A 12,612-nucleotide genomic window follows, 5' to 3' on the forward strand; every position below is an offset into this window, starting at 1 on the left:
ACTTCTTATGTTAAAACAATTTATAGAAAGACCGGTACTTTCAACGGTCATCTCCATAATACTTTTATTATTGGGAGCATTATCTCTCTTTAATTTACCGATTGCCCTCTTTCCGGACATTGCTCCGCCAAGTGTTCAGGTAACGGCTTTTTATCCGGGAGCCAATGCTGAGGTTGTCGCCCGTTCTGTAGCCACCCCGATTGAGGAGGCCGTAAACGGAGTAGAAAATATGACCTATATGACTTCTAACTCCAGTAATGACGGTACGATGACACTGAGCGTTTTCTTCAAACAGGGTGCAGATCCTGATAATGCAGCCGTAAACGTTCAGAACCGTGTATCAAAAGCCATGAGCCAGCTTCCTCAGGAAGTAGTACAGGCCGGGATTTCCACGCAGAAAGTTCAGAACAGTATGATCATGTTCATGGGATTAACCAGTGAAGATGCTAAACAATACGACGAACTTTTCCTACAGAATTACCTGAAGATTAACGTGATTCCACAGATCCAGCGTATTCCGGGAGTTGCCCAGGCTCAGGTATTCGGAACCAGAGATTATTCCATGAGAATCTGGCTGAAACCTGACAGATTAGCCGCTAATAACCTTTCTCCACAGGAAGTACTTGCAGCGATTAAAGATCATAACCTTGAAGCTGCTCCGGGCCGTCTCGGACAGGGAAGCAAGGAAACCTATGAATACATCCTTAAATATAAAGGAAAACTGAATAAAGGAGAAGATTACGAAAGTATTGCCATTAAGGCAAACAGCGACGGATCATTCCTCAGACTGAAAGATGTGGCAAGAGTGGAATTTGGTTCTTATACCTATACCGCAACCAACAGAGTAGACGGAAAACCGGTTGCCGGATTTGCAATTTTACAGACTGCCGGTTCCAATGCCAATGAAATCCTTACAGAAATCGAAAAGCAGGTAAAAGTAATGGAAACTACCCTGCCGAAAGGTGTAAAACCAATCATTATGTACAACTCCAAAGACTTCCTGGATGCTTCTATTCATCAGGTTGTGGAAACATTGGTGATTGCTTTTATCCTGGTATTTATTGTCGTGTATATTTTCCTTCAGGATTTCAGATCTACATTAATTCCGGCTATTGCCGTACCGGTTGCCATTATTGGTACTTTCTTCTTCCTTCAGCTGTTCGGTTTCAGTATCAACATGCTTACTCTGTTTGCCCTGGTTCTGGCCATCGGTATCGTAGTGGATGATGCCATTGTGGTGGTAGAAGCCGTGCACTCCAAAATGGAACAGACGGGAATGCCGGTGGAACATGCTACTATGAATTCTATGAGTGAAATTTCAGGAGCCATTATTTCAATTACCCTGGTGATGTGTGCCGTTTTTATTCCGGTAGGTTTCATGCAGGGACCTGCAGGAGTTTTCTACAGACAGTTTGCTTTCACTCTGGCGATCGCCATCCTGATCTCAGCAATTAATGCCTTAACACTGAGTCCGGCATTATGCGCCATGTTCCTGAATGATCCTCAGGGAGAGCATGGAGAGCACGGTCATAAAAAAGGTTTTGGAGCAAGATTTTTCAATGCCTTCAATGCCAGCTTCAACACCATGACCAGAAAATATATTTACAGTCTTAAATTTCTGATTAAAAATAAATGGCTAGCCATAGGCGGGCTGGTTGTTATTACAGCAGCCAGTGTTTTTCTGATCAAAAAAGCACCTTCAGGATTTATTCCTACAGAAGACCAGGGATTTGTACTGTATGCCGTGAATACTCCTCCCGGAAGTTCACTGGAGAGAACTCACAGAGCAACAGAACAGATCGACAAGATCATCAACGGGGAAAAAGCAACCAATCACCTTTGGGTAGCAGACGGAATGAATTTTATCAGTAATGCCAATGCATCTCCTTATTCTGCGGGCTTTATCAAGCTTAAAGATTATGACAAACGCGGGGATATGAAAGATCCGGACCAGATTGCTGCAACTCTTACAGGAAAGGTAGCTCAGGTAAAAGATGCCAATGCATTCTTCTTTAACTTCCCGACTGTACAAGGTTTCGGGAACGTTTCCGGTTTTGAATTCATGCTTCAGGATAAAACAAACGGTTCTTTTGAACAGTTGGGAACAACTACTCAACAGTTCATCGGAGAGCTGATGAAACGTCCGGAAATAGCCTTTGCTTTTACCACCTATGCTGCCGGAAACCCTCAGTATACCATTAATGTGGATACCGATAAAGCTAACCAGTTGGGTGTTTCTGTCACGGAACTGATGCAGACTATGCAGATCTATTTCGGAAGTAGCTTTGTCTCAGATTTCAACAGATTCGGAAAATATTACAGAGTAATGGCACAGGCAGATATTCCTTACCGTACGGATGTGAACTCTCTGGAAGGAATTTATGTTAAAAATAAAATGGGAGAAATGGTTCCGGCAAAAACTTTAGTGACCTTAAAGAGATCTTTCGGTCCTGAAACGGTAACCCGAAACAATCTCTTCAATGCAGTAACAATCAACGGTACCCCAAAACCCGGATACAGTACCGGAGATGCAATCAAAGCAGTAGAAGAAGTGGCTCAGAAATCACTTCCAAGAGGTTATGGTTATGAATGGACAGGGATTACCCGTGAAGAAATTAAAACAAGCGGACAGACTGCTTTTATTTTCTTCCTAAGTATTCTTTTCGTGTACTTCCTTCTGGCAGCACAATATGAAAGCTACATTCTTCCGTTTGCCATCATCCTTACCATTCCAACAGGAATATTCGGAGTATTTGCCTTTACCGGATTAGCGGGAATCGACAATAATATTTATGTGCAGGTAGGACTGATCATGCTGGTCGGATTATTAGCCAAAAATGCTATTTTGATTGTAGAATTTGCGGTACAGAGAAGAAAAGCAGGAAAGTCTTTGATAGAATCGGCTCTTCAGGCATCAAGATTACGTTTAAGACCGATCTTAATGACGTCTTTTGCCTTTATTGTGGGAATGCTTCCTCTGGTATGGACACAGGGCGCTTCGTCGAAAGGTAACCACTCTATTGGCTACAGCACCGTAGGCGGAATGTTAACAGGAGTTCTTTTCGGAATATTTATCATTCCTGTTATGTATGTTATATTCCAGTATCTGCATGAAAAAATGCCAAGCAGAAAAAAGAAAAGACTTCAAAGACAAAAACTGGAGGAAGAACTTTTGGCGACTCCTCACTAATAAAATAGGAATGACTCAACTTTGAGAAAACTTTAAAAACGACCTCCGTTCTTAATGGTTTTTTAAAGCACAACTGTTCTCCTACTAAAGACTATTCTGCTTCAGTAAAAACCTCTCAAAGTTTTGCATTCAATTAAAAGTTTAAAAACTATGAAAAGATTAAAAAATATTATTCTAACATTTGCGCTGGCTCTAGGCTCTGTTTCCTGTGTGTCAAAACTGGCTTACACAGAACCGGACCTACCGCTTCCGGAAAAGTTTCAGTATACGGCAACAGCTGATACCGCCAGTGTTGCCAGCCTGGAATGGAAACAATTTTTCAGCGATCCTATTTTGCAGGGATTGATTGAAAAAGGAATTCAACATAACTATGATCTTCAGATTGCCCTGAAGCAAGTGGCTTCTTCACAGGAAAAGCTAAAACAGGCAAAATATATGCAATATCCTGATGTTGGGTTCGGAGTAAGCGGGCAGATTTCAAAACCTTCGAAAAACAGCATGAACGGGCAGAGCTTAAATTTGTTTTTAGGACAAAGTCATGTCGAAGATTATAACGCGGCATTCAATCTTTCCTGGGAAGCCGATATTTGGGGAAAAATCAAAAATCAGCAGGAAGTTTCAAGAATGCAGTATTTACAAACGTATGAAGCCTCCAAGGCTGTTCAGACTCAGGTAGTCGCAGCTATTGCCCAGGGATATTACAATCTTTTAATGCTGGACAAGCAGCTCGGTATTGCCAGATCCAATCTGGAATTAACAGGAAATACCCTGCTGATTACTCAGAAAATGTGGGAAAGCGGTGATACGACTTCTTTAGGAGTCCAGCAGGCTACTGCTCAAAAGCAGGCCACTGAACTTTTGATCTCTCAGCTGGAGCAGAATATTGCCATTCAGGAAAATGCATTGAGTATTTTAGTGGGAGAAACTCCGAATAAAATAAGCAGAACGATTGAAATGTCCGATACTTCACTGCCTCAGAATATTACAGCAGGGCTTCCTGCAGCGATGGTGAGCCGCAGACCGGATGTACGCCAGCAGGAACTTGTTTTACTGGAATCCAATGCTATGGTAGGAATTGCTCAGGCCAATATGTATCCTGCATTGAAAATCACGGCAAACGGAGGAGTCAATTCATTTAAATTTGACAACTGGTTTCAGATTCCGGCTTCATTGTTCGGATCGGTTTTAGGTGGAATTACTCAGCCTATTTTCCAGAAAAGACAACTGAAAACAGATCTTGAAGTGGCTAAGATCCAGAGAGAGAAAAATGTATTAGCTTTCCGTCAGTCGGTACTGAATGCCGTAGGTGAAGTTTCCGATGCGTTGGTTTCCAATGAAAATTTAAAAATTCAGGAACAGAAAGCCACCGAACAGGCAACTACCCTAAAAGACGGAATTAAAAGCGCACAACTTCTTTACAGAGGAGGTTCAGCCAACTATCTGGAAGTGATTACAGCACAGGGAAACTCCCTACAGGCAGAGCTGAATCTGGCTTCCATTAAAAGACAGAGATTAAGCAGCATTGTAGATTTATACAGAGCGCTGGGCGGCGGTTGGAAGTAGTAATTTAAATTATATTGTTTGATTGCGGTTCTTCGGGACCGCATTTTTTGTTATTCTCTTTAGTGAAAAAAGCTGAGGATTTTTTAGACCACGGATGCACGAACTTCTTTTATTAATGAATACATTTTTTTAGCAATTTAATAATTTTCATCTGTGTATTCATAGCAAAAACAACCTTAATGATTTAAAAAAATCTAACACATAGATCTATAGGTTGTATGATATTGATGTATTCGTACTAATCTTCTCAGGGATCGCAAATAATTATTTCAGAAACTGCCCCGCAATCCATTGAAGCAAGTCCTCGTAGTCCGCCTGTGAATATCCCAACGGCAGATAATGAATATCTTCCGCTCTTCTGTACCATGTCAGTTGGCGTTTGGCATATCTTCTGCTATTTTTTTTAATTTCAGAAACGGCAAAATCCAAATCCCATTCACCATCAAAATATTTGAATAGTTCAGAGTAGCCCACCGTATTTAAGGCAGTAAGTCCTTTGAATTTTTCTAACCCTTTTACCTCATCCAGAAGCCCTTTTTCTATCATGATATCAACTCTGCGATTGATCCTCTCATACAATTCTTCTCTTGGGGCTTCAATTCCGATTCTGATAACACTGAAATCTCTTGAATCCTGCGAAACAGCAATCTGTTCAGAATATTTTTTATCTGTTTGCCAGATCACATCAATAGCCCGTAAAAGTCTTCTGTGATTGTGAATATCCACTATTTCAAAATATTCAGGATCAAGTTCCTTCAGAATCTCCTGAAGTTTTTCAATTCCCTCCTGCTCCATCATATGCTGAAGTTTTTCCTGATGAGCTGCATTGGCTTCAGGCAGATCATTCAGCCCTTCAATGACGGCCTTTTCATACATCATGCTTCCGCCGACAAGAATGACGGTATCATGCGTTTTAAAAAGCTCTTTGAGTTTTTTCAGGGCATCTTCTTCGTATTGCCCGATAGAATAATAGTCTTCTACTGAAAGATTTCCGATAAAATGATGCGGAGCTTCAGCCAGTTCCTCTTCGGAAGGAGCGGCAGTTCCTATTTTCATTTCTCTAAAAAACTGTCTGGAATCACAGGAAACAATCTCTGTATTGAAATATTGAGCCAGATCAATTGCTAATTTTGTTTTACCAATTCCGGTGGGGCCTACAACAGAAATTAAATTTTTCATCGGTTCACGTTCATTAATTTATCGGTCGCTTGAAATCTCTATAGATTTCACTGTGCTAATTTAAATGTTTATCTTTGTAGAACAATAAAAAACTATGATTTTATCAATGACCGGCTTCGGTAGAGCCGAAGGTGTTTTTGAAGGAAAAAAAATAACAATAGATATTAAATCATTGAACAGCAAGAGCTTTGATTTAAATATCAAAATTCCTTTACGCTATAAAGAGAAAGAATTTGAGATCAGAAAAATTCTTAACGATAGAATTATCCGTGGAAAAGTAGACTGCTACGTCAACCTGGAAAATCTTGAAGAATCAAACGATGTAAAAATTAATAAAAATTTAATTGATTCCTACATCAATGAACTTAAGAATATCGCTTCAGACGGACCTGATTTTGAATACCTGAAAATGGCAGTACGACTTCCTGATGCCATTACCTCAAGGCCTGATGAGCTGACAGAAGGAGAATGGGAAGCATTGGCAAAAATTGTGAATGCCGCTGTTGACAGGTTTGAAGAATTCAGAACTACTGAAGGCAGTATTTTGCATGAAGAATTACACAGAAATATTCAGAATATTGACAAATATCTGGCTGAAGTGATTCCGTTTGAAGAAGAAAGAATTGTCAGTGTAAAAGAACGATATCAAAAATCCCTGAAAGAATTTGAAAACGTGGATGAAACCCGTTTTTATCAGGAAATGGCCTATTTTACGGAAAAACTTGATATCTCGGAGGAAAAGGTAAGACTTACCCAACACCTGAAATATTATAAAGAAGTAATGGATAACGAATCTTTCAATGGAAAAAAACTGGGCTTTATTTCTCAGGAAATCGGAAGAGAGATCAATACATTAGGTTCTAAAGCCAATCACGCTGAAATTCAGAAACTGGTTGTGATGATGAAAGATGATTTGGAAAAAATCAAAGAACAAACGTTAAACGTGTTGTAAGTTACGAGGTCTGAAATTCGGGGGGTTATTGGTTTTAGAAAAAAGAAAATCACCCGGAATTCAAAACCCGAAACCCGAAACTAAAAAATATGGATAAAGTAATTATATTTTCAGCACCTTCAGGGAGCGGAAAAACTACATTGGTAAGGTATGCGCTGGAAACATTTCCGGAGCTTCAATTTTCAATTTCCTGTACAACGAGACAGCCAAGAGGAAGTGAAGTTCACGCTGTGGACTATCATTTTTTATCCCCTGACGAATTCAGACAGAAAATTGCTGAAGATGCTTTTGTAGAGTATGAAGAGGTTTATACTGATAAATATTACGGTACTTTAAAATCTGAAGTAGAAAACATCTGGAATCAGGGAAAAGTTGTTATTTTTGATGTAGATGTAAAAGGAGGAATTTCTTTAAAAAAATATTTTGGAGAAAAAGCCTTATCAATTTTTATAGAACCCCCTTCCATTGAGGAGTTGGAAAGAAGATTGATTTCAAGAAATACAGATGATACAGAAACCATCAAAACACGTGTGGCAAAAGCAGAAGAAGAATTGTCTTATGCCGGAGAGTTTGATAAGATCGTCATTAATACCGATCTGGACGAAGCCAAAAAAGAAATAGAAAGTTTAATAAAAAGTTTTATCAGTAATTAACGTCAGAAGCCGGAAGCCGGATAACAGAAGTAATCGCAATACTCTAAAATCCAATTTCCGATTTCTAACCTCTGACTTCTGATCATAAAAAAATTGAGGTGGATATGAGTACCGAAACATTAGAAAAAGCTAAATCTGCAATTCCTGTAAAAGGATTTCTGGATATAAAAGATATAGCCATTCCTCAGGGAGAAGAGCTAGTGAAAGCCATTCTTAAACTTAAAGAAGAAAAGAATGCTGTTATTCTTGCCCATTATTACCAGCCGGGAGAAATTCAGGATATCGCCGATTTCCTTGGAGATTCTTTACAGCTGGCAAGACAGGCCAAAGAAACCAATGCTGACATGATTGTATTCTGCGGAGTACATTTTATGGCTGAAGCCGCTAAAATCTTAAACCCAACTAAAAAAGTAGTTCTTCCTGATACCATGGCCGGATGCTCTTTAGCTGACGGATGTTCCGGAGAAGGATTAAGAAAAATGCGTGAACAGCATCCTAATGCTCTTATCGCAACCTATATCAACTGTAACGCAGAAACCAAAGCCGAAAGTGATATCATTGTAACAAGTTCAAATGCTGAAACAGTAATTGAGGCCCTTCCGACAGACAGGCCTATTATTTTTGCACCGGATAAAAACTTAGGAAGATATTTATCTAAAAAAACAGGTCGTGATATGATTCTGTGGGACGGAAGCTGCGTCGTACACGAAGCATTCTCTATGGAAAGAATCGCAAAACAGCTGGCAGAGAATCCCGATGCCAAACTGATAGCACATCCTGAAAGTGAAGAAGCTGTTTTAAAACTGGCTCACTTTATTGGTTCTACTTCTGCCCTGTTGAATTTTGTGGAAAAAGATGACTGTCAGAAATTCATCATTGCTACAGAAGAGGGAATTCTGCATGAAATGAAAAAGCGTGCTCCCCATAAAGAGCTGATTCCGGCCTTAGTTTTTGATGAAAGCTGCAACTGCTCGGAATGTTTCTATATGAAACGCAATACGATGGAAAAACTGTATTTGTGTATGAAATATGAACTTCCTGAAATCCTGATTGACGAAGAATTAAGGTTAAGAGCCTTAAAGCCGATTGAAGCAATGCTCGATCTTTCAAAAAGCATAAAATAAATAAAAGCACTGTTTTTACAGTGCTTTTTTATTTCTAACTGATTGCCATTACAGCATGGGAGCATAACATGTTCCCCCCGGTTTTCTCCAGCATCCCCAGGCACCTCCGCCACGGAAACATACATACGCAGCACCACCGCAGGCTTCAATCTGAATATCAGTAAAACCTCCACTGATATTTTTCTTTTCTTCTCTTGATAATTTTTTAATGGTTTTCATATTATTTTAATTTTCAATTACACCGTAAATATAAGAAATTCAACATATTAAATTTATTTTCATTGAATTTAATTCCACAAAAATTGAAATATCATTTATTTTTCAAAATAATTTGCCATTTCAAAATAATTTGTACATTTGCCCTGTAAATGAATTTTTTAAGAAACATAGCTGATATTTCTGCCCTGAAGACTTCCGTTTCAGGCGTATCTTCTGTTTCTACATTCACAACGACAACGACAACCCCATAAAGGGGTAAATTTTCACATATTATTTCCGGTACCCTGTACTCTTTTTTTGAAGAGTAAACATTTCGTTTTATCCCACCTCAAATAAATAATTGATGAAAATTTTAAAATTCGGCGGAACATCTGTCGCCAACGCTCAAAATATATTTCTTGTTGAGAACATCATAAAAAAAGAATCTGAAAACAACAGAATTATTGTTGTCGTTTCTGCCCTTCACAGTGTAACTGATCATCTGATTAAAGCCGCAGAATATGCTTCCGGCAAAGATGAAAGATATACACAACTTGTCAAAAACCTTGAAGAAAAACATTTACAGCTTGTCAAAGAACTCGTCCCTGTTTTAGACCATAGTGCATGGCTTAGTTTTGTTAAAAAACATTTCAATGACATTGAAGATCTGTATAATAGTATTTTCGTATTGGGAGAGCTGACTCCGAGAATTAAAGATAGAATAACATCTTACGGGGAGTTTTTATCTTCAAATATTATCGCAGCCAGACTCCGGCATTCAGGACTGGACTGTCTGTGGATGAATTCTGCTGACCTTATAAGAACTAATGATCATTTTACCAACGCCAAGGTAAATTTTAAGCTTACTGAAAATAATTTAAATAATTACTTTAATGCCCATCACAATCAGATTATTGTTTGTCCGGGATTTATAGCTCAGGATCAGAATAACAATATAACAACATTAGGAAGAGGAGGATCTGATTATACAGCATCTATTATTGCTGCTGCTGTTCAGGCCGAAGAACTTCAGATATGGACAGATGTAAGCGGAATGATGACTGCAGACCCACGTCTGGTTTCTCATGCCAAACCTATTGCAGAAATCTCTTACCATGAAGCCATGGAACTTTCTCATTTCGGGGCAAAAGTTCTCTACCCGCCTTCCATCCAGCCTGTCATGATCAGCAATATTGATCTCAGAATTAAAAATACTTTTGAACCGGAAATACAGGGAACACTGGTATCCCATCATCTGAAGGCTTCAGGAAGTGAAGACCAGCCTATTGCAGTGGGGATTTCAAATATGAGCAATATCGCGCTGCTTACTCTGGAAGGCAGCGGAATGGTGGGAATACCAGGAATTTCAGCTAAATTATTCCAGTGTTTAAGCCAGGAAAAAATTAATATTATTCTGATCACCCAGGGTTCTTCAGAACATTCTATTAGTATTGCTATTGACCAGAAAGATATCCTTCATGCTGAAAATGCCATCAACTTATCTTTTGCAGATGATATTAATCTGAAAAGAATCTTTCCTGTAACAATAGAAACCGGTCTTTCTATTGTTGCTCTGATAGGGGAAAATATGAAAAACAGAAGCGGTGTAAGCTCTAAAATGTTTGGATGTTTGGGAAATAACGGTATTAATATAAGAGTGATCGCACAGGGATCTTCGGAAAGAAATATAAGCATTGTTATTTCAGAAAATGATATCAAAAAGGCCGTCAATGTCCTTCATGAAGAATTTTTTGAAGCGGAAATAAAACAGATTCATCTTTATATCTGCGGAACAGGGAATGTAGGTTCCAAGCTGATACAGCAAATTTATAATCAGAATCAATATCTGAGAGAAAATTTTCTGATCAATGTAAGAATTGCCGGGCTATCTAACAGTCGAAAAATGATATTTTCAGACAAAGGAATCGGTCAGGAAGAATACACCAACTGGAATGAACACGGAAAAGAAGCTTCATCCCGGAAGTTTGCTGATGAAATCATATCCCGTAATTTGAGAAATTCAGTATTCGTAGATGTTACTGCAAGTCCGAAAGTCCCCGAGGTTTATGAAAGTCTGCTAAAAAGGAGTATCAACATTGTAGCCTGTAATAAAATTGCCGCTTCTTCAGATTTTGAAACTTACAAAATATTGAAAAATACAGCGAGAAATCACAGTTGTCATTTTTACTTTGAAACTAATGTAGGAGCAGGACTACCGGTAATTGGAACTATTGGGGACCTTATTAAAAGTGGTGACAGAATCACTTCAATTCAGGCTGTACTAAGCGGAACCTTAAATTTTGTTTTTAATAAGTATGACGGAAGCAGGCCTTTCTCAGAGGTCGTTGCACAGGCTCAACAGGAAGGTTATACAGAGCCAGACCCACGACTGGATCTTTCAGGAACGGATGTAGCCCGGAAAATTTTAATTCTGGCCCGAGAGGCAGGATATCAGCTTCAGTTTGAAGATATTGAAAATACCGGTTTTCTTCCGGAAGAATGTATGCATGGAAGTGTAGAAGGCTTTTATCAAAAACTTACTGAATATGAAGGTCATTTTAAAAACCTGTTGAATGAAGCCCGAAAAGCAGATAAAATTTTAAAATATACCGCTGAATTTAAAAATGGAAAAGCAAGTGTAGGCTTACAACACGTAGCTCCGGATAGTGATCTGTTTCATTTGTATGGAAAAGACAATATTGTCATTTTTAAAACTTTAAGATATTCTGAACAGCCATTAGTAGTAAAAGGAGCCGGAGCCGGAGCCGATGTAACAGCAAGCGGTGTATTTGCCGACATCATGCGATCTATCTAAAACATAAATTATGAAAAAAGTAAAATTAAAAATACCTGCCAGTGTTGCCAATTTAGTATGTGGATTTGATATTCTGGGAATGGCCGTTCATGAACCTTACGATGAAATGACACTCAGTATCTCCGCTTCTCCGGAAATCATTATTAAACACGAAGATTCTTTTGGACTTCCCGAGGAAGCGTCAAAGAATGTTGCCGGTGTTGTATTGCAGAAAATCCAGGAATATTTTCAGCTTTCGCATGGGTTTGAATTGGTGATCCGGAAACATATAAAACCGGGAAGCGGGCTGGGCTCCAGTGCGGCAAGTGCAGCAGGAGCGGCCTTCGGAGCCAATCTGCTGTTGGGAAACATATTATCGAAAGAAGAGCTCGTACATTTCGCCATGTTTGGAGAAGAGCTAGCTTCCGGAGTACGCCATGCAGACAATATTGCCCCTTGTATTTACGGAGGGATCACTCTTGTAAAATCTTCCAGCCCCATTGATATTATTCCGTTGAACACTCCTGATTTATTTGTAACGGCAGTACATCCTCAGGTTGAAGTGAAAACATCTGATTCAAGGCAAATTCTAAAGAAAAATATCTCGTTAAAAAGTGCCGTTGAACAATGGGGAAATATTGCCGGGCTGATTGCCGGGATTCAGAAAAATGATCTTTCTCTGATAGGCAGAAGTCTCAATGATGTTATTATAGAACCTGTAAGAAGCATTCTTATTCCTCAATTTGAAGAGGTTAAAACAGGCAGTATTGAAGCAGGTGCACTGGGAGGCGGAATTTCAGGATCAGGACCTTCTATTTTCATGCTTTCCGAAAAAAATAAAGTTGCAGAAAACATTGCAAAGCTGATGAAATCAGTGTATGACCAAGCAGGAATAGAAAGTTTTGTTTATGTATCCAAAATAAACCCAACAGGTATAGAAATCATTGAACAACATTAAT

Annotated in this window: 9 protein-coding genes; 7 read left to right on the forward strand and 2 right to left on the reverse strand. The window is 39.0% G+C overall.

Annotated elements, in window-relative coordinates; translation table 11 throughout:
• Positions 1 to 7 precede the first annotated feature (7 nt).
• Both JO178_RS16555 and JO178_RS16560 read left to right on the forward strand, forming a co-directional pair.
• Positions 8 to 3,190 (forward strand): efflux RND transporter permease subunit, encoded by a 3,183-nt coding sequence (locus JO178_RS16555; protein ID WP_291938261.1) that lies wholly within the window; start codon positions 8 to 10, stop codon positions 3,188 to 3,190.
• Positions 3,191 to 3,340: 150 nt separating this feature from the next.
• Entirely contained in the window at positions 3,341 to 4,753 is a 1,413-nt protein-coding gene (locus tag JO178_RS16560) for an efflux transporter outer membrane subunit (RefSeq protein WP_291938262.1), read from the forward strand.
• Between the two features lie 264 nt (positions 4,754 to 5,017).
• On the opposite strand, the gene miaA is transcribed toward JO178_RS16560, so the two are convergent.
• Positions 5,018 to 5,932 (reverse strand): tRNA (adenosine(37)-N6)-dimethylallyltransferase MiaA, encoded by a 915-nt coding sequence (miaA, locus tag JO178_RS16565; RefSeq protein WP_291938264.1) that lies wholly within the window; start codon positions 5,930 to 5,932, stop codon positions 5,018 to 5,020.
• A gap of 94 nt (positions 5,933 to 6,026) precedes the next feature.
• Here miaA and JO178_RS16570 point away from each other — a divergent pair, with 94 nt between their 5' ends.
• From JO178_RS16570 to nadA, 3 genes are all read left to right on the forward strand, one after another.
• Complete coding sequence (locus tag JO178_RS16570) at positions 6,027 to 6,884, forward strand: DUF1732 domain-containing protein (protein ID WP_291938266.1); 858 nt, start codon at positions 6,027 to 6,029, stop codon at positions 6,882 to 6,884.
• 89 nt (positions 6,885 to 6,973) lie between these two features.
• Entirely contained in the window at positions 6,974 to 7,537 is a 564-nt protein-coding gene (gene gmk, locus JO178_RS16575) for a guanylate kinase (protein ID WP_291938268.1), read from the forward strand.
• A 104-nt stretch (positions 7,538 to 7,641) separates the two neighbouring features.
• Positions 7,642 to 8,661: a quinolinate synthase NadA gene (nadA, locus tag JO178_RS16580; RefSeq protein WP_291938270.1), complete on the forward strand. Its 1,020-nt coding sequence runs from the start codon at positions 7,642 to 7,644 to the stop codon at positions 8,659 to 8,661.
• Between the two features lie 48 nt (positions 8,662 to 8,709).
• Here nadA and JO178_RS16585 read toward each other — a convergent pair whose 3' ends face one another.
• Positions 8,710 to 8,880 (reverse strand): hypothetical protein, encoded by a 171-nt coding sequence (locus JO178_RS16585; RefSeq protein WP_291938272.1) that lies wholly within the window; start codon positions 8,878 to 8,880, stop codon positions 8,710 to 8,712.
• A gap of 343 nt (positions 8,881 to 9,223) precedes the next feature.
• Between JO178_RS16585 and thrA the strand changes: the two genes are divergently transcribed.
• Together thrA and JO178_RS16595 are read left to right on the forward strand one after the other, a co-directional pair.
• Positions 9,224 to 11,674 carry a bifunctional aspartate kinase/homoserine dehydrogenase I gene (gene thrA / locus JO178_RS16590; protein ID WP_291938274.1) on the forward strand — a complete coding sequence of 817 codons (2,451 nt, stop codon included), beginning with the start codon at positions 9,224 to 9,226 and terminating at the stop codon, positions 11,672 to 11,674.
• A gap of 10 nt (positions 11,675 to 11,684) precedes the next feature.
• Positions 11,685 to 12,611 (forward strand): homoserine kinase, encoded by a 927-nt coding sequence (locus JO178_RS16595; protein ID WP_291938276.1) that lies wholly within the window; start codon positions 11,685 to 11,687, stop codon positions 12,609 to 12,611.
• The last annotated feature ends 1 nt before the right edge of the window (position 12,612 follow it).

The sequence above is a fragment of the Chryseobacterium sp. genome (genome assembly GCF_019236175.1).
In the GTDB taxonomy this organism is placed as follows: Bacteria; Bacteroidota; Bacteroidia; order Flavobacteriales; family Weeksellaceae; genus Chryseobacterium.

Coding starts and splice junctions, on each gene's coding strand:
- JO178_RS16555 (WP_291938261.1), top strand. CDS start 8: ATGTTAAAACAATTTATAGAAAGACCGGTACTTTCAACGGTCATCTCC.
- JO178_RS16560 (WP_291938262.1), top strand. CDS start 3,341: ATGAAAAGATTAAAAAATATTATTCTAACATTTGCGCTGGCTCTAGGC.
- miaA (WP_291938264.1), bottom strand. CDS start 5,932: ATGAAAAATTTAATTTCTGTTGTAGGCCCCACCGGAATTGGTAAAACA.
- JO178_RS16570 (WP_291938266.1), top strand. CDS start 6,027: ATGATTTTATCAATGACCGGCTTCGGTAGAGCCGAAGGTGTTTTTGAA.
- gmk (WP_291938268.1), top strand. CDS start 6,974: ATGGATAAAGTAATTATATTTTCAGCACCTTCAGGGAGCGGAAAAACT.
- nadA (WP_291938270.1), top strand. CDS start 7,642: ATGAGTACCGAAACATTAGAAAAAGCTAAATCTGCAATTCCTGTAAAA.
- JO178_RS16585 (WP_291938272.1), bottom strand. CDS start 8,880: ATGAAAACCATTAAAAAATTATCAAGAGAAGAAAAGAAAAATATCAGT.
- thrA (WP_291938274.1), top strand. CDS start 9,224: ATGAAAATTTTAAAATTCGGCGGAACATCTGTCGCCAACGCTCAAAAT.
- JO178_RS16595 (WP_291938276.1), top strand. CDS start 11,685: ATGAAAAAAGTAAAATTAAAAATACCTGCCAGTGTTGCCAATTTAGTA.